Source organism: Pseudomonas koreensis (genome assembly GCF_025447595.1).
Lineage (GTDB): Bacteria > Pseudomonadota > Gammaproteobacteria > Pseudomonadales > Pseudomonadaceae > Aquipseudomonas > Aquipseudomonas koreensis_H.
The window spans coordinates 1-18576 of record NZ_JAOEJU010000024.1 but is presented as its reverse complement, the minus strand read 5'-3'; the positions used below and the strand labels follow the sequence as shown (position 1 = coordinate 18576).

General features: G+C 60.7%; 11 protein-coding genes, 2 pseudogenes and 1 riboswitch. Of the genes and pseudogenes, 7 read left to right on the top strand and 6 right to left on the bottom strand.

What is annotated here, in order from left to right; genetic code table 11:
- Positions 1-87: 87 nt before the first annotated feature.
- A pseudogene (locus N8H71_RS28970) lies at positions 88-282 on the bottom strand (HAMP domain-containing protein); the annotation flags it as partial.
- 1352 nt (positions 283-1634) lie between these two features.
- Here N8H71_RS28970 and N8H71_RS23605 point away from each other — a divergent pair.
- Positions 1635-2453 (top strand): M48 family metallopeptidase, encoded by an 819-nt coding sequence (locus N8H71_RS23605; RefSeq protein WP_262195871.1) that lies wholly within the window; start codon positions 1635-1637, stop codon positions 2451-2453.
- A 119-nt stretch (positions 2454-2572) separates the two neighbouring features.
- On the opposite strand, the gene N8H71_RS23600 is transcribed toward N8H71_RS23605, so the two are convergent.
- The 3 genes from N8H71_RS23600 to N8H71_RS23590 form a co-directional block, all read right to left on the bottom strand.
- Positions 2573-3157: a TMEM165/GDT1 family protein gene (locus tag N8H71_RS23600; protein WP_007956837.1), complete on the bottom strand. Its 585-nt coding sequence runs from the start codon at positions 3155-3157 to the stop codon at positions 2573-2575.
- Positions 3158-3244: 87 nt separating this feature from the next.
- Positions 3245-3369, bottom strand: a riboswitch (yybP-ykoY riboswitch).
- Positions 3370-3408: 39 nt separating this feature from the next.
- A complete protein-coding gene (locus tag N8H71_RS23595) occupies positions 3409-4407 on the bottom strand; it encodes a class I SAM-dependent methyltransferase (protein ID WP_262195870.1) in 999 nt (332 codons plus the stop codon).
- Between the two features lie 33 nt (positions 4408-4440).
- Positions 4441-5406 (bottom strand): 2-hydroxyacid dehydrogenase, encoded by a 966-nt coding sequence (locus tag N8H71_RS23590; RefSeq protein ID WP_262195869.1) that lies wholly within the window; start codon positions 5404-5406, stop codon positions 4441-4443.
- A 179-nt stretch (positions 5407-5585) separates the two neighbouring features.
- Between N8H71_RS23590 and N8H71_RS23585 the strand changes: the two genes are divergently transcribed.
- Entirely contained in the window at positions 5586-6215 is a 630-nt protein-coding gene (locus N8H71_RS23585) for a LysE family translocator (protein ID WP_074690992.1), read from the top strand.
- On the opposite strand, the gene N8H71_RS23580 is transcribed toward N8H71_RS23585, so the two are convergent.
- Positions 6199-6972, bottom strand: a complete 774-nt coding sequence (locus N8H71_RS23580) for an AraC family transcriptional regulator (protein WP_262195868.1) — start codon at positions 6970-6972, stop codon at positions 6199-6201. The genes N8H71_RS23585 and N8H71_RS23580 overlap by 17 nt on opposite strands.
- Positions 6973-7056: 84 nt before the next feature.
- Here N8H71_RS23580 and N8H71_RS23575 point away from each other — a divergent pair, with 84 nt between their 5' ends.
- The 5 genes from N8H71_RS23575 (at position 7057) to N8H71_RS23555 (ending at position 16612) form a co-directional block, all read left to right on the top strand.
- Positions 7057-8241: an MFS transporter gene (locus N8H71_RS23575; RefSeq protein WP_262195867.1), complete on the top strand. Its 1185-nt coding sequence runs from the start codon at positions 7057-7059 to the stop codon at positions 8239-8241.
- Between the two features lie 146 nt (positions 8242-8387).
- Positions 8388-10070 (top strand): fatty acid--CoA ligase, encoded by a 1683-nt coding sequence (locus tag N8H71_RS23570; RefSeq protein WP_262195866.1) that lies wholly within the window; start codon positions 8388-8390, stop codon positions 10068-10070.
- Between the two features lie 336 nt (positions 10071-10406).
- A complete protein-coding gene (locus N8H71_RS23565) occupies positions 10407-12296 on the top strand; it encodes a DUF1302 domain-containing protein (protein WP_262195865.1) in 1890 nt (629 codons plus the stop codon).
- A 28-nt stretch (positions 12297-12324) separates the two neighbouring features.
- Positions 12325-13689, top strand: coding sequence for a DUF1329 domain-containing protein (locus N8H71_RS23560; protein WP_134020517.1), 1365 nt, complete (start codon positions 12325-12327; stop codon positions 13687-13689).
- Between the two features lie 187 nt (positions 13690-13876).
- Complete coding sequence (locus tag N8H71_RS23555; RefSeq protein WP_262195864.1) at positions 13877-16612, top strand: LuxR C-terminal-related transcriptional regulator; 2736 nt, start codon at positions 13877-13879, stop codon at positions 16610-16612.
- Positions 16613-16708: 96 nt separating this feature from the next.
- On the opposite strand, the pseudogene N8H71_RS23550 reads toward N8H71_RS23555, so the two are convergent.
- A pseudogene (locus N8H71_RS23550) lies at positions 16709-18576 on the bottom strand (calcium-binding protein); the annotation flags it as partial.

Sequence of the window (18576 nt, the reverse complement as noted above, 5' to 3'; positions counted from 1 at the left end):
GATCGCGATGTCCGCCGTGTGCTCCGAGGAGTCGCTGACACTCTGTACCGACGACACCACCTGCGTGATCATCCCCTGCAATTTGGCGAGGAAGGTATTGAAGCCTTTGGCGATTGAGCCGAGTTCGTCTTTGCGATCACTGGTCAAACGACGGGTCAGATCCCCTTCGCCCTGAGCGATGTCATCCAGCATGGTCACCATTTGTTTGAGCGGGCGGGCGATGCCGTGGCCCACCAGCCAGATCACCAGCAATCCAAGACCGGCAATGATCAGGCCGACCATGGCCATGCCGAAGGTGTCGGATTTACGCTGGGCGTCGAGGTCGCCCTGCAGCTTTTGCAGGTCGGCCATCACGGCGTCGAGCGGGAGTTGCAGCATCAGTGTCCAGCGCGCGTCGGTCTGGCCGATGCCGAACGGCAGGTACAACTCGATCCGGCCCTGTTCTTTATTGACGGAATAGGTCACTTCACCGCGCTTGAGATTGGCCATGTTGGCAATCTGCTGGGCGTCGAGGATGTCGCTGACCTTTTCGCCGAATTTACTCGGGTCCTTGGTGTAGGCGACGATCCGGCCATTGCCGCCGATCAGAGCCATTTGCCCGGCGCCGCCGTACAGTTTCTGATTCGCGCCCAGGAGCATTTCCTGAATGAAGTTCACCGACAGGTCGGCGCCGACGATGCCCTGGAAGGCGCCGTTGAGCATGATCGGTTCAATAAAGGAGGCGAGCATGACGATCTTGTCGCCGACCTTGTACGGCGCGGGATCGATCACGCAGGATTTTTTGGTTTCCTTCGAGCACAGGTAGTACTCGCTGGCGCGCACGCCGGTGGACAGGACTTTCTGATCGTCGACGTCCACCAGTTTGTCCAGACCGAGGGTGCCGTCGTCGTTGCGGAACCACCATGGCAGGAAGCGGCCGTTGGCAGGGTCGATACCGACCACGCTGGTGCCTATATAGGCTGCGTCGTTGTGGTCGAGTGCGTTCTTTTCCCAGCCGATGTAGGTGCCGAGAATCTTCGGATTCTTTTCGACGTTTTCCTTGATGAGGCTGATCAGTTGCTCGCGGCTGACGGTCAGTCGCGGCTGGCCGTCGGCGCCCGGCGTGCCGAGCAGGGCGTTGACGCGTACCAGTCCGCCGGCAATCAACAGCGGCGCTTCCAGCTCGCGCTGGATCTGGCTGACCTGGGTCTGCGCCAGCGAGGTCAGGCGCTGTTCGATGACTTGCTCGAACTGGGCCTGGGTCCGTTGCTGGACCATCTCTTGAGTGCGGGCACCGGAAAACAGCGCATACAGCACCAGCGCGGCGACTACGCTGAGGACGATGGCGCCGGCCAGGGCGGCCACGGAAAACTGGATCGACTTGAACTTCATGGGAGCTCCGCACGCGAGAGGACGTCTGCGCTGTTGTATCGGCAGCCACTATTGCGCCATGAGGTTCGGGGCGCGTAATTACAGCCGGATGTCGCAAATGGAGCAGTGCGCGACGCAGATGCGCAGGGCTTGCCGGCGGGTATGAATTTTTTCCTACAGGCCTGGCGGGCGCTTTCTGAAAGTGTGTGCAACACGTCCGTTGTATCTGGCGTCGATACAATTACCCGCCTAGGATACGCGGCAGGTTTTCAGGGAGCTTTTGAATGAACAAGACATTGGTTGTAAGTGCACTCAGCGCAGCGCTGTTGCTGGCCGGTTGTCAGTCGGTCAACACCACCAGCGGCGGTGCCGTGGGCGTGGAGCGAAAGCAGTACATGTTCAGCATGCTGTCCTCGCAAGAGGTCGACCAGATGTATGCCCAGTCCTATCAGAAGACCGTGGGCGAAGCGTCCAGCAAAGGCGTGCTGGACAAGACCAGCAACGATGCAAAGCGGGTTCAGGCCATTGCCAGCCGTTTGATCGCACAGGCGCCGAATTTCCGTCCTGATGCCGCGCAGTGGCAGTGGGAAGTGAACCTGATCAAGAGTGACGAACTCAACGCCAATTGCGGCCCGGGCGGCAAGATCATTTTCTACACCGGACTGATCGACAGCCTGAAGCTCACCGACGACGAAATTGCTGCGGTCATGGGCCATGAAATCGCCCACGCCCTGCGCGAGCACGGTCGTGAAGCCATGTCCAAGGCCTATGGCATCGAAATGGCCAAGCAGGGCGCGGGTGCGTTGCTCGGTCTGGGTCAGGACAGTCTGGCGCTGGCCGACACCGTGGCCAACTACGGCATGACGCTGCCCAACAGCCGCGCCAACGAGAACGAGGCCGACCTGATCGGTCTCGAACTGGCTGCGCGTGCCGGGTACAACCCGAACGCTGCCATCACTCTGTGGAACAAGATGAGCAAGGCCTCTGAAGGCGCGCCGCCGGAGTTCATGAGCACTCACCCGTCTTCCAGCAGCCGCACCGCTGCCTTGCAGGCGGCGATACCGAAGGTCATGCCGCTTTACGAAAAGGCCCCGAAGTCCTGATTATCGCTCAAGGCTGATGGCCCTTCGCGAGCGGGCTCGCTCCCACACTGGAATGCATTTCAATTGTGGGAGCGAGCCTGCTCGCGAATAACGATGACTCGGTCTATTGACCTGCCTCGTTAAACCCAGCCGCTGCTCTGCATCGCCTTGTACACTGCGACGATCGCCAAGATCAGGAACGCGGAGGCGGCCAGTCGACGGATCAGGGTCAGCGGCAGTTTTTCTGCTGCAAAATTCCCCGCCAATACCACTGGCACGTTGGCGATCAGCATGCCCGCCGTCGTACCGATGATCACCAGCCACAGTTCGGGGTATTGCGCCGCCAGCATCACGGTGGCGATCTGGGTCTTGTCGCCGATTTCCGCGAGGAAGAACGCAATCAGCGTGGTCAGGAATGGCCCGAACTTGCGGGCGGTGCTGGCTTCATCGTCATCCATCTTGTCCGGTACCAGCGTCCACAGGGCAGTGGCGGCGAAGCTCGCGGCGAGAATCCAGTGCAGGACGGAATCGGAGAAGAAGCTGCCGAACCAGGCGCCGACCGCACCGGCTGCCGCGTGGTTGGCCAGGGTCGCAGCGACGATACCGGCGATGATCGGCCAGGGTTTGCGGAAGCGAGCGGCGAGAATCAGCGCGAGCAGTTGCGTCTTGTCGCCGATTTCGGCCAAGGCAACGATTGCGGTGGGAACGAGTAACGAGTCCAGCATCAGGATTTCCTAAGGGGCGGGTCGACACGGCTATGACACGTACAGCCTTCCCGCCCCGGGTAAGGTGTGCGTGTCATAGGTCTTGTCAAACCCTGCGATCCGTCTGCTGCGGACGCTTGGGTCGCATACGCCATGATCTGAGGATCAAGTATGTTGACGTATGCCGGACGAGCTTGGCGCTCGTGGGAGACTACTCCCCTAGGACGGAGCGGATTCTGCCTTCGCAAATCCGATAGAGCAAGAACAAATTTTCAGCCGCGCTTGGCCCGGTAAACCCGGAAACCATTGCCTTCGGCCTTGATCGCGCAGACCCCGAGATGCTCTTCGATCAGCGGTTGATACTTCAGGAAGCTGTTGGCAACCAGACGAAGTTCGCCGCCGTTTTTCAGATGTTTGGCCGCTTTTCGCAGCAAGTTCTCGGTGGCGAAATAGTCAGTGTGCACGCCGACATGGAACGGCGGGTTGCTCAGAATCGCGTTCAGACCCATCGGCGCGGCGTCGATGCCATCACCGGTCAGCACCTCGGCTTCCAGACCGTTGGCCGCCAGGGTCAGACGGCTGCTGGCGGCAGCGAAGGCATCAACGTCGAGCAAGGTGACCTGATTGTGCGGGTAACGACGCTTGACCGCTGCGCCAAGCACACCGGCGCCGCAACCGAAGTCCAGCAAATGACCGCTCGGCAGTTTGTCCAGGTGTTCCAGCAGCAGGGCACTGCCACGATCCAGTCGGCCGTGGCTGAACACGCCCGGCAGGCTGATGACCTTCAACGGGCCTTCGGCCAGCGGCAGTTCGTAAGTCTGCGCCAGGCTTTCCAGCGGTTTCGCTTCCGGGGCGTTGGCCACGGTCACTTGCCATAACTGGCAATGGCGCGCGCTGTCGAGCTTGCGCGGCTTGCCGAACGGGTTGAGCTGTTTGGACGCGCCTTCGATACCGCTGCGTTTTTCCCCGACCAGATACACCTCACGCCCGGCCAGACGTGAAGCCACGGCATTGAGGAGGTAATCGGTCAGGTCCTTGGCCTTGGGCAGGAACACCACGGCGTTGGTGAATTCGCGCTCCGGCACGTTCACGCCAAAATGGCTGCGGCCTGCGAAGCGCGCATCGAGCGCGGCTTGATCGCCAGCGTGCCAGCACCACCCAAACGCATCGGGCAGGCGCCCCAGCAGATCATCGGCAGGCAAGCCGGCCAGCAACACCGAACCCTGGAATAACTCGGCCTGACGAAGCAGTACTTCACTGCGCGGATCCATAACTGCTCCTGTGAAAAAAAGTGCCGCAGTTTATCAACTGACGACCCGCAGCGCCTTACCGCTGTAGAACGCCTGGGTGTTTTCCACCAGTTGGCCGACGATTCGCTGCCGCGCTTCGCGACTGCCCCAGGCGTTGTGCGGGGTGACGATCAGGCGCGGGATGTCAGCGGCCAGCAGCGGATTGCCATTGCTCGGTGGTTCGACGCTCAACACATCGGTGGCTGCGCCGCCCAGATGACCGCTGCGCAGGGCATCGGCCAGGGCCTGTTCATCGATCAGGCCGCCCCGGGCGGTGTTGACCACGAATGCGCCGGGTTTCATCGAGGCGAGTTCGCGGGCGCCGATGAAATGCCGGGTGTGTTCGTTGAGCGGGCAGTGCAGGGTGAGGGCGTCGATCTGCGGCAGCAATTCCTCCATCGGCAGGCGATCCGGACGGGCCGGGCGCCCCGGAATCTGTCCCAGCAACACGCGCATGCCGAAGGCTTCGGCCAGTCGCGCTACAGCGCCGCCCAGCTCACCATGACCGAGCAAACCGAGGGTTTTGCCTTCCAGTTCGAGGATCGGGTAATCCAGCAGGCAGAACTGTTTCGCCTGTTGCCAGCGGCCTTCGCCGACGGCTTTTTGATAATCGGCCAGACGCGTGGCGAGGTTGAGCAGCAACATGATCGTGTGCTGCGCCACCGACGGCGTGCCGTAACCCTGACAGTTGCACACGGTAATGCCATGGGCGCGGGCGGCGGCCAGATCGACGTTGTTGGTGCCGGTGGCGGTGATCAGGATCAGCTTCAGCTGTGGATTGGCGGCCATGGCGGCGGCATCGATCAGGATCTTGTTGCTGATCGCCACGGTCGCCCCTTGCAGGCGTTCGCTCACTTGCGCAGGCAACGTCTGGGCGAACAGTTGCAGATTGCTGAAGCAGTCACGCAAAGGGCTCAGATCGAGATCGCCAAGATCCAGCGACGGGTGATCGAGGAATACGGCGCGGTGGGCGTTCGTCATCAACTGTACCTGTTGTGCTTTGAAGGGAAGGCGTAATCTGCCGAGCCTACCAGATGAAACACCTGTGGGAGCGAGCCTGCTCGCGAGGCGTCGTGTCAGGCAATAGTGAGGCGGCTGACACTCCCCTTTCGCGAGCAGGCTCGCTTCCACAGGAATGTAATGACTTCAGAGGAGCCCCCATGTACTGGACCGAATTCTTGACCGTTGCCCTGATCCACCTGCTGGCCGTCGCCAGCCCCGGTCCTGATTTCGCCGTGGTGGTGCGCGAAAGTGTGACCCATGGTCGACGCGCCGGGACCTGGACCGCGTTGGGCGTGGGCACGGCGATTTTCCTGCACGTCGGTTACTCGCTGCTGGGGATCGGGCTGATCGTTTCCCAATCGATCGTGCTGTTCAACGCATTGAAATGGGCGGCGGCCGCGTACCTGCTGTACATCGGTTTCAAGGCTCTGCGCGCGCAACCGGCGAAAACCGTGACCGATGATCTGCACAAAGAGGCCGGCGAGCGCACCGCCCGTGGCGCCTTCACCTCGGGTTTCGTGACCAACGGCCTGAACCCGAAAGCCACGTTGTTCTTCCTGTCGCTGTTCACCGTGGTGATCAACCCGCATACCCCGCTGACAGTACAGGCCGGTTACGGCATCTATCTGGCCGCCGCGACCGCCACCTGGTTCTGCCTGGTTGCCATGCTGTTCAGCCAACAGCGCGTGCGCGCCGGTTTCGCCCGTATGGGCCACTGGTTCGACCGCACCATGGGCGCGGTGCTGATCGCCATCGGCGTGAAACTCGCGTTCACCGAGATGCATTGATCGAGCTGAGCTGATTCAGGGCGTTGAGGTATTCCCGGGGATTGTCCCCGAGCAAACGGCGAAACATCGCGCTGAACGCCCGCGCGCTGCCGTAACCCAGATCCCGCGCCACGCTCTGCACGCTGTCCCCGGCGAGCAGGCGGGGCAGGGCTTCCATCAGGCGCAGTTGCTGGCGCCAGGCATTGAAATTCATCTTCAGTTGTTGCTGAAACAGCCGCGCCAACGTGCGTGAGCTGGCGCCGACCTGCTGCGCCCAGTCTTCCAAAGTGTTGGGATGATCCGGCGTGCGCAACAGCGCCAGGCAAATGCCTTGCAGGCGCCGGTCGCTGGGCATCGGGATGTGCAGCGGCAGGTTTTCGAGGCTGGCGAGTTCTTCCAGTATCAGTTGCTGGATCAGCGGATTGTCGGCATGCGGCGGGCCCTGCACCGCACGCAGGATCAGCTCGCGCAGCAATGGTGTGACCGCCAGTACACAGCAGTTTCGCAGGCTGGCCGGCGCCAGTTCGGGGGCGATGAACAGTGAACGCATCTGCACATCGCCGGACATGAAAATCTCGTGGGCGACCTCCGGCGGAATCCACACCGCGCGACTTGGCGGAAGCACCCAGGCACCTTGCGCCGTGACCACGCGCATCACCCCGCTTACGGCATAGAGCAATTGCGCCTCGCGGTGCAGGTGCAGCGGCTGGTGCGAGCCATCCAGATAGTCCCGTGGATAGGCACTGACTGGTCCGTGTTCGAAATGGCTGATCAACATGTCGGATTCGATGACTTGGTTGGCAGAAATGCGCTTTGCGGCCAACTTAGCATGAGCGCTCACTACAACGTAAAGCGTGCCGTCATGAACCAGTCCAGAAACGTCATTCGCTACATCAACGCCGCCCATGTGATCGATCACATGTTCATGCTGATTTTCCCCGCCGCCGTGCTTGGCATGACCCAGGCCTTCGCCCTCGACTATGCCGCGCTGATCGGCCTGTCGCTGGGTGGCTTCATCGCGTTCGGCGCGTGTTCGCTACCGGCCGGCTGGCTGGGCGATCACTGGAGCCGGCGGCAGATGATGCTGGTGTTTTTCTTCGGCATCGGTGCTTCGGCGATCTTCACCGGTCTCAGTAACAGCCCGACGATGCTGGTCATCGGCCTGACCCTGATCGGCATTTTTGCTGCGATCTATCACCCGGTCGGTACGGCGATGCTGGTGGCGTACGCGCAGAATCGCGGGCGCGAGATCGGTATCAACGGTATGTGGGGCAACCTCGGCGTGGCGTTCTCCGCACTGGTGACCGGGCTGCTGGTGGCGCACTTCGGCTGGCGTTCGGCGTTTCTGTTACCGGGGTCGGTGGCGATCGTGCTGGGAATCGGTTTCGCCTTGCAGGTGCGTGAGGAACCGACCCCCAAGCGCCCGCACACCGCGTTCAAAGACGCTGGCGGCCAGCGCATTTCTATGGTCATGGTGTTCGGTGTGCTGGCCTTGGCCACGGCCACCGGCGGGGTGGTGTTCAACGCCACCACCATGACCTATCCGAAATTGTTTCAGGACCGTTTGCATGACCTGTTCGCCTCGCCGCAAACCCTCGGCGTGGTGGTCAGCCTGGCCTATGCCTTCGGTGCGATTGCCCAGTTGAGCATCGGCCGGGTGTTGCACCGCGTCAGTCTGAAATGGCCGTTTATCGCGCTGACGTTGTGCCAGGCGCCGTTGCTGTTCGCGCTGGCTTATGTCGATGGCTGGGCGGTGATCGCGGTCGGGGCGGCATTCATGTTCGTGGTGTTCGGCCAGGTGACGGTGAACGATTCTATGGTCGCCAACTTCGTCGCGCCGCAATGGCAGTCGCGGGTGTTTGCCTTGCGTTACTGTTTATCGTTCGGTGCCAGTGCGACGGCGATTCCGCTGATCGCTTATGTCGAACCGCGCCACGGTTTTGTGGGGCTTTATCTGATTCTGTCGGGTTTTGGCGCTTTGACTTTCCTTGCGGCAGTGGTTTTCCCACGCACACCTTCTGAAGCTGCTGTAGGGCAAACGGCCTGAGCGGTGACGAATCCCGGCAAATGCTGGCGCAAAGCTAGCATTTGTACGGCTCTGCAAATCATTCCTTTGGCTGATTTGGCTGTCACGTAACGGTTTTAGAGTACGAATCTAACCACCAACACCGTGCAGTCAGAAAAGGGATTCTTATGTTGCAGACTCGCGTTATTCCGCCCGCCGAAGGGGCCTACCAGTATCCACTGCTGATTAAACGGCTGCTGATGTCGGGTGCCCGTTACGAGAAAACCCGCGAGATCATTTACCGTGACCAGTTGCGCTACAGCTACCCGACCCTGATCGAGCGCGTCGCGCGGCTGGCCAACGTACTGACGGCGGCCGGGGTAAAGGCCGGTGACACCGTGGCGGTGATGGACTGGGACAGCCATCGTTACCTGGAGTGTATGTTTGCGATTCCGATGATCGGCGCGGTGATTCACACCATCAACGTGCGTCTGTCGCCGGAACAGATCCTCTACACCATGAACCACGCCGAGGACCGCTTCGTGCTGGTCAACAGCGAGTTTGTCGGGCTGTACCAGGCCATCGCACCGCACCTGACCACGGTAGAGAAAACCCTGCTGCTGACCGATCTGCCGGAAAAAAACGCCGATCTGCCGAATCTGGTGGGTGAGTACGAGCAACTGCTGGCAGCCGCGAGTCCGCAATACGACTTCCAGGATTTCGACGAAAACTCGGTCGCCACCACGTTCTACACCACGGGCACCACCGGCAACCCGAAAGGCGTGTACTTCACCCATCGGCAACTGGTGCTGCACACCATGGGCGTGTCGACCATCATGGGCGCCATCGACAGCGTGCGGCTGCTGGGCACCAACGATGTGTATATGCCCATCACTCCGATGTTCCATGTGCATGCGTGGGGCTTGCCGTATGTGGCGACCATGCTCGGGCTCAAGCAGGTTTATCCGGGGCGCTACGATCCGGAGTTCCTGGTCGAGTTGTGGCGCAAGGAAAAGGTCACGTTTTCCCATTGCGTACCGACCATCCTGCAGATGGTGCTCAACGCCAAGGGTGCACAAGGCACCGATTTCGGCGGCTGGAAAATCGTCATCGGCGGCAGCGCGCTCAATCGCACGCTATATGAAACGGCCAAGAGCAAGGGCATTCAACTGACGGCCGCCTATGGCATGTCGGAAACCGGGCCATTGGTCTCGTGTGCGCATCTGAACGATGAGTTGATGGCGGGCACCGAAGACGAGCGCACCACCTACCGGATCAAGGCCGGCGTGCCGGGGCCATTGGTCGAGGCGGCGATCGTCGACACCGAGGGCAATTTCCTCCCGGCCGACGGCGAGACCCAGGGCGAACTGGTGCTGCGCGCACCATGGCTGACCGAAGGTTACTTCAACGAACCGCAAAAGGGCGCCGAGCTTTGGGCCGGTGGCTGGCTGCACACCGGCGACGTCGCCACACTGGACAGCATGGGCGTGATCGACATCCGCGACCGGATCAAGGACGTGATCAAGACCGGTGGTGAATGGATTTCCTCGCTGGACCTCGAAGACCTGATCAGCCGCCACGTCGCGGTACGTGAAGTAGCAGTGGTGGGGATTGCCGATCCGCAGTGGGGCGAGCGTCCGTTTGCCTTGCTGGTGGTCCGCGAAGGGCACGCCATCGGGGCGCGCGAGCTCAAGGAACACCTCAAGCCGTTCGTGGAACTGGGGCACTTGAGCAAGTGGGCAATCCCGAGCCAGATCGCGCTTGTTACTGAAATTCCCAAGACCAGTGTCGGCAAGCTCGACAAGAAGCGCATCCGCCTCGACATCACCGAATGGCAGGCCAACAACAGCACCTTCCTCTCGACGCTCTGAGCGTCCGCTGGCGCGCCGAAAACGGCGCGCCAGACCCACCAAGCAAGCGCTTGGCTTGTCAAATCCGGATTTTCAGCCATCCTTGCCGTGCCGACATGCGTCGGACTGGCGAAAGGACTGTTCCAGAGTGGCCGGCAGCTGCAAATCACACTTTAGAGGGATCAAGCGGTACCACCTGCTGGCTATAGTCCGCTCAAGGATTTTTAAGAACGGGGCACACGCACAAACGGGGCGATGCAACATTGAAGCGATTTCGGGAAGCCCTTGGCGCCCGGTCCTTCAGGCGTTTTTAAAAGTACTCACTGCCATAACAATAATGCACATGGAGTAGCGTCGATGACCTCAGTAAACCAGTTCTGGCGCCGGGCAAAGCTGCCTCTGGCCGTCAGTCTTGCTTCTTCGCTCGCCGGGCCCGCATTCGGCGTCAGTTTCAACGTCGGTGAAATCGAAGGCCAGTTCGACTCCTCCCTGTCGATCGGTGCCAGCTGGTCCACCCAGAGCCCGAACAAGAACCTCATCGGCGTCAACAACGGCGGTCACGGTCTGTCACAGACTTCCGACGATGGCCATGCCAACTTCAAGAGCGGCGAGACCTTTTCGAAGATCTTCAAGGGCATCCATGACCTTGAACTGAAATACGGCGACACCGGCGTGTTCGTCCGTGGCAAATACTGGTACGACTTCGAATTGAAGGACGAGAGCCGCGAGTTCAAGGACATCAGCGACAGCAACCGCAAAGAGGGCGCCAAGTCCGCCGGCGGTCAGATCCTCGATGCCTTCGTCTACCACAACTACTCGATCGCCGATCAACCAGGCTCCGTGCGTCTGGGCAAGCAGGTGGTGAGCTGGGGTGAAAGTACCTTCATCGGCGGCGGCATCAACTCGATCAACCCGATCGACGTGTCCGCGTTCCGTCGTCCGGGCGCCGAGATCAAGGAAGGCCTGATCCCGGTCAACATGTTCTACGTGTCCCAGAGCCTGACCGACAACCTGTCGGCCGAAGCGTTCTACCAGCTTGAGTGGGACCAGACTGTCGTCGACAACTGCGGCACTTTCTTCTCCCAGCCGGACATCATTGCCGACGGCTGTGACAGCAACCTGCGCGTGCTGAACAAGCGTTCGACCATTCCAGCCGTGGCCCTCGGCCCACTGGCTGCCAACGGTGTGGACGTCAACGAAGAAGGTGTACTGGTACGCCGCGGTGGCGACCGCGATGCGCGGGACAGCGGTCAGTGGGGCGCGTCCCTGAAGTACATGTTCGATCCGCTCGACACCGAATTCGGTGCGTATTTCATGAACTATCACAGCCGTGCACCGATTTTCAGTGCCACCGGTGCGCCGCAATCTGTCTACAACACGGCACGTGGGCTGCCGGGTCCGTTTGCAGCTCTGGCCCCCTTGCTGGTGGCCGGTAACTCGGAGTATTTCGTCGAATACCCTGAAGACATTCGGTTGTATGGTCTGAGCTTCTCCACCACCCTGCCTACCGGTACGGCGTGGAGTGGCGAGATCAGCTACCGTCCGAATGCGCCGGTCCAGTTGAACTCCACTGACATCCTGTTTGCCGGTGTGCGTCCGCTCGGTGGTGCACTGTCCAATGCTTCGTTGCTGACCGGTGTTCCGGGTCAGGACCTGCACGGCTATCGCCGCAAGGAAATCACCCAGTTCCAGACCACTCTGACGCACTTTTTCGATCAGGTCATGGGCGCCAGTCGTCTGACCCTGGTGGGTGAAGTGGGCGTGACTCATGTCGGCGGTCTGGAAAATTCCTCCGACGTCCGCTACGGCCGTGACCCGGTTTACGGTCCTGGCGAACTGCCGGCTACCGGCACCGCCAATACCTGCGCCAACATCCTCAACGCCAGCACCATCAACGGTGCGGGTGCCGGTTCACCGCAGAACAACCGTAGTCGCAACTGCACCGACGAAGGCTTCACCACCTCGACTTCGTGGGGCTACCGTGGTCGTGCGATCTGGGAATACAACGACGTGTTTGCCGGTGTGAACCTCAAGCCGAACGTGGCCTGGTCCCACGACGTCAGCGGCTACTCGCCAGGCCCTGGCGGCAACTTCGAGGAAGGCCGCAAGGCCATCAGCCTGGGCGTTGATGCCGAGTACCAGAACACCTACACCGCGAGCCTGGCCTACACCAACTTCTTCGACGGCAAGTACACCACCGTGGATGACCGCGACTTCGTGGCGCTCAGCTTCGGCGTGAACTTCTAAGCACTGCATTTTCAGGACGAACGAATTTATGAAAATAACAAAGAGTCTGTTCCACGCCGGTGTTCTGGGTCTGTCGCTGCTGGCGACCGGTGTCATGGCGGCGGTGCCTGCCGCCGAAGCGGACAAACTGGGCAAGAGCCTGACCCCGATGGGCGCCGAAATGGCCGGTAACGCCGACGGCTCGATCCCGGCCTGGAAACCGATGCCGAAGAATGCCGGCACCGTCGACAGCAAGGGCTTCCTGTCTGACCCGTACGCCAGTGAAAAACCGCTTTTCACCATCACCAAGCAGAACGTCGATCAGTACAAGGCCAAGCTTGCACCGGGCCAGTACGCGATGTTCCAGCGTTACCCTGACACCTTCAAGATGCCGGTCTATCCATCCCATCGCGGTGCCACCGTGCCGGATGCCGTGTTCGCCGCCATCAAGAAGAACGCCACCACCACCACGCTGGTTTCGGGTGGCAACGGTCTGGAAAACTTCGATACCGCCGTGCCGTTCCCGATTCCGAAAACCGGCGTGGAAGTGATCTGGAACCACATCACCCGTTATCGCGGCGGCAGCGTCACCCGTCTGGTGACCCAGGCCACACCGCAACCGAACGGTTCGTTCAGCCTGGTGTACTTCCAGGACCAGTTCGTGTTCCGCGACAAGATGAAGGATTACGATCCGGCGAACCCGGGCAACATCCTGTTCTACTTCAAGCAGAAAGTGACCGCGCCGGCCCGTCTGGCGGGTGGTGTGCTGCTGGTGCACGAAACCCTCGACCAGGTGAAGGAACCGCGTTCGGCGTGGGTCTACAACGCCGGTCAGCGTCGTGTGCGTCGCGCACCGCAAGTGTCGTATGACGGCCCGGGTACTGCGGCGGACGGTCTGCGTACCTCTGACAACCTGGACATGTTCAACGGTGCGCCAGACCGCTACGACTGGAAACTGGTGGGCAAGCAAGAGATGTACATCGCCTCCGACAGCTACAAGCTCGACGATCCGAAACTGAAATACGCCGACATCATCAAGGCCGGTCACATCAACCAGGATCTGGCGCGTTATGAACTGCGTCGCGTCTGGCACGTGACCGCGACCCTGAAGGAAGGTCAGCGCCACATCTACGCCAAGCGTGACTTCTTCATCGACGAAGATACCTGGCAAGCGGCGGTGATCGATCACTACGACGGTCGCAACCAACTGTGGCGCGTGGCGGAAGCCCACTCTCAGGACTACTACAACGTGCAGGTGCCTTGGTACACCCTGGAAACCCTCTACGATCTGCAATCGGGCCGTTACCTGGCGCTGGGCATGAAGAACGAAGAGAAGTCGGCGTATGACTTCGGTTTCACCGCCACCACCAGCGACTTCACCCCGGCCGCCCTGCGTCAGGATGGTGTTCGCTAAGCTGCTGTAAATCGAGGCCGCATCCTCGTGAAAACGCCCCGACACGTTCGGGGCGTTTTTTTGTCTGTCGCTTTTTCCGTAGCCTTTTTGTAGCCATTTGTAGCAACGACCTTCATAACCGACTCGTTTAACGCTAGTCTGCGGACATCTGCTACGCCGCCAACAGCCATACGAACAAGAGCCGGCCATGACTGATCTGTCCCCACTACAGGGTCCTGCAAGCGTTGCTGTCACGGCACTGGACGGGCGTTTTTTTCGCCCTCCGTTGCCTGACGGGTACGTATTGCGGCCACGCCTTTGCGAGCGACTGCAGGCCGGGCTCGGTGGGCGCCTGTTGTTGGTCAGCGCCCCGGCCGGATTTGGTAAAAGCTCACTGGCCGTGGAGTTCTGTCAGAGCCTGCCGGCAAACTGGCAAAGCCTGTGGCTGGGATTGAGCCCTCGCGACAATGACCCTGGGCGGTTTCTCGAACGGTTGCTCGAAGGGCTGCAGGATTATTTTCCGCAACTGGGCAGCCGGGCACTGGGACTGCTGAAAATGCGTCAGCGTCATCAGCCGTTTGCTTTCGAAGAGTGGCTCGACGGCCTGCTCGACGAGTTGGCGCTGCACCTTGATCCTGCCACGCCGCTGCTGCTGGTGCTCGACGACTACCACCTCGCTCAAGGTCCGGTGCTTGATCGCTGCCTGCAGTTTTTCCTCAATCATCTGCCCGACGGCTTGCTGGTGATGGTCACCAGTCGCCAGCGCCCGGACTGGCATCTGGCACGCCTGCGCCTGTCGCGCCAGTTGCTGGAACTGCACGAACAGGATCTGCGCCTGACCCACGACGAAGCCCTGGCGCTGCTCGATCGTCACCGCAGTTCCTTGCGCGGAGAGGCGCTGGAAAACCTGATTCAGCGCAGCGAGGGCTGGGTGGCCGGGCTGCGTTTCTGGCTGCTGGCGATCAATGAAGCCGGGGCGGACTCAGCCCTGCCACAAGCGTTGAACGGTGGGGAAGGGTTGATCCGCGATTACCTGCTGGAAGAGGTCATCGACTGCCTGCCGGCCGAGGTGCAGGCGTTCCTTTACGACACCGCGTCCCAGGAACGTTTTTGCAGTGAGTTATGCGACGCGGTGCGCGAGGCGCATGACAGTGCCGAAATCCTGCGTTTCTTGCTGGCGCATCAGGTATTTCTCGTGCCGCTGGATGAGCACGGGCACTGGTATCGTTATCACCATCTGTTTTCCGACCTGTTGCGCAGCCGGCCGATCGCCCGGGCAATAGTCCCGGCCGCTACGTTACACCTGCGTGCCTGTCGCTGGTTCAATGCTCAAGGCCTGCTGGATGAGGCTGTGGAACAGGCCTTGCGCGCAGGACACCTGGACGTCGCGGCCAATCTGGTACAAAACCTGTCCGAAGAACAACTGCTCGCCGAACAGAACGTCGGGATGCTGCTGCGCTGGAAAATGGACTTGCCCGACAGCCTGCTGATCAGCACGCCCCGGTTGATCGTGTTGTACAGCTGGGCGCTGGGACTGGCCTGCCAGCTTGATGCAGCCGAGGAGCTGGCCAGTCACTTGAGCCGTTTCCTGCCGGCGCCGTCGGCTACAGCACAGAAATCCATGCTCGCTCAGTGGCTGGCGCTGAGCGGGATCATCGCCCGTGGGCGCGGTCATCGTGAGCTGACCATCCAGTATTGCAGTGAAGCGCTGGAAAGCCTGCCGGCCAAACGCTACGGCCAGCGGCTGATGTGTCTGTCGACCTTGTCCAACCTGGCGATTGCCGACGGCGATTTGTGGCGCGCGCGAGGGTTGAATCGCGAATCCCTGGAGCTGGCGCAGCGGGTCGGGAACCCATTGTTCGAAGCGTTGGCCCATTATGATCGAGCCCGGGTCTTGCAGGCACGCGGCGAAATTCTGCGTGCGCTCGACGAAGTACACCAAGGGCTGGAGCGTTTGCGCGGTCTGTCCGCCCAGCGCTTGTATGCAGTGCGCGCACGTCTTACGTTGTATGAAGGTTTTCTGTTGGCGATGCGCCTGCAACCACAGGCGGCGCGAGCGCGTTTGCTCTGTGGGTTGAGCGAGGCTCGCGCCTGTCGCGACATCAGCGTGTTGATCGGCCACTGTGTGATTGCACGGCTCGACGGCAACAGCGGAGATTTTGCCAGGGCTTTCGCCGAACTCGCCGAGGCTGAGCGTCTGATGCACATCTGGGACGTCCCGCCTATCTACTACCTGGCGATGATCACCCTGGTCAAATGCGAGTTGTGGCTGGCTCAGGGGCGTATTGATCTGGCTGAAGCCTGGTTGGCGCGACTGGGGCAGACTTACACCGGTGAACGCGCGGCGGCGCCGCCGGAGTTCCATCCGCAGCTGCCGCTGCACGTCGAATTGCAGCAGGCGCTGCTCGACATGATGCAGGGCCAGCCGATGCTCGCCGAAGGACGATTGAATGTATTGCACGAGAACGGCCAGCGAACAGGGCGGCAATTGCTCAGCGTGATGGCATTGACACAGAAAGTAGTGATGCTGTTGGTCGCCGGACGGGAACCGGAAGCCCGCAAAGCGTTGGGTCAAGCTCTGGAGGCTGCCACGGGGGGCGTATTGCAGCCGTTCGATGGCTTGGTGAAAGGGCACGCGGAGTGGTTACGCGGTCAGTTGGTTCTGGTCGGTTCGACAGCCGTGGGTCAACAACTGCTGGAGCATTTTCCTCGTTCGGTGGTTCGCCCCAACGTTGAGTCTGTTGCTGCGGAACAGCTCAGCAGTCGAGAACTGGCGGTGCTGCGGTTGATCGCTGAGGGTTGTTCGAATCAGGAAATCAGTGAGCAGCTTTTCATCTCCCTGCACACGGTGAAAACCCATGCCAGCCATATCAACAGCAAACTGGGCGTTGAGCGACGCACGCAGGCGGTCGCGCGTGCCAAGGAGCTGGGCGTCCTGAGCTGACCTCGTCCGGACGACGCCCCCAAAAAAAACGCCCCGAACCAGTCGGGGCGTTTTGTCGTCAGGCCCGGCCATTTACAGGCCGGGTTGACACCCGCGTCAGGCCACCAGGTCGTTGGCGCTGAAACTGTTCACACCTACCAGCTGGATTTCGAAGTCCGCGCCGGCATTGCCGCTGACGTTACCCGAAAGGACATGATCGACGAAGCGAACTTGTCCTGCACCGGTAAAGTCGCCGGCACCGATGAAGGTAAAGCTGTTGATCCCGGCAGTCAGCAGATTGGCGTCGAACTGGGTCAGATCGATCTTGTCACCCTGCAGGCTGCTGAAGTCGGTGATGACATCACGGTTGGAACCGATGCCCATCTCGTTCAAGGCGCTGAACACAAAGGTATCGGCACCCGCACCACCGGTCATGGTGTCGGCACCCAGACCGCCGTTGAGGATGTTGTTGTCGGCGTTACCGAACATCGTGTTGTTCAGGCCGTTGCCGACGACTTTGAATGCTCCGGCCCCGCTAAGCACCACGCTCTCGATGTTCTGCAGGCTGGTCTGGCTCATGTCGACCAGGTTGTTCTGACCATTGGCGGCGTAGTTGATGTTCAGGACATCGGCGCCTTCGTTGGCGTTTTCCACGATCAGGGCGAGTTCGCCGATCTGGTCGACGTTGTAGATGTCGTTGCCCAGGCCACCGATCAGAGTGTCCAGACCGGCTCCGCCGACCAGGGTGTTGTTGCCATCGTTGCCGATCAACACGTTGTTGCCGTCGTTACCGAAGGCCTTGATGTTGTCGGTACCGGTCAAGGTCAGGTTTTCGAGGTTGGCGCCCAGGGTGTAGGTGATCGAGGCCATGACGGTATCGACGCCGGCGTTTACACCTTCAACGATGAAGTCACCGACATTATCGACGTAGTAGGTGTCGTTACCCATGCCGCCGGCCATGCCATCGGCACCCAGGCCGCCGTTGAGCACGTTGTTGCCATCGTTGCCGATGAGGATGTTGTTCAGGCTGTTGCCGGTGCCGTTGAGCGCCGAACCGAGCAGGGTCAGGTTCTCGAGGTTGTTACCCAGGGTGTAGTTGATCGAGGCCATAACGGTATCGACGCCCGCATTGGCGTCTTCCACCACGGTGTCGCCGGCGTTGTCGACGTAGTAAGTGTCGTTGCCCAGACCACCGGTCATGGTGTCGGCACCCAGGCCGCCGTTGAGGATGTTGTCGTTGGCGTTGCCGAACATCAGGTTGTTCAGGTTGTTGCCGACGACAGTGAACGCACCGGCCCCGCTGAGGACCACGCTCTCGATGTTCTGCAGACTGATCTGGCTCATGTCGACCAGGTTGTTCTGACCGTTGGCGGCGTAGTTGATGTTCAGGACATCAGCGCCTTCGTTGGCGTTCTCCACGATCAGGGCGAGTTCGCCGATCTGGTCGACGTTGTAGATATCGTTGCCCAGGCCACCGATCAGGGTGTCCAGACCTGCACCGCCGACCAGGGTGTTGTTGCCATCGTTGCCGATCAACACGTTGTTGCCGTCGTTACCGAAAGCCTTGATGTTGTCGGTGCCGGTCAGGGTCAGGTTTTCGAGGTTGGCGCCCAGGGTGTAGGTGATCGACGCCATGACGGTATCGATGCCCGCGTTGGCGTCTTCCACCACGGAGTCACCGGCGTCGTCGACGTAGTAAGTGTCGTTGCCCAGACCACCGGTCATGGTGTCGGCACCCAGGCCGCCGTTGAGGATGTTGTCGTTGGCGTTGCCGAACATCAGGTTGTTCAGGTTGTTGCCGACGACAGTGAACGCACCGGCCCCGCTGAGGACCACGCTCTCGATGTTCTGCAGACTGATCTGGCTCATGTCGACCAGGTTGTTCTGACCGTTGGCGGCGTAGTTGACGTTCAGGACATCAGCGCCTTCGTTGGCGTTTTCCACGATCAGGGCGAGCTCGCCGATCTGGTCGACGTTGTAGATGT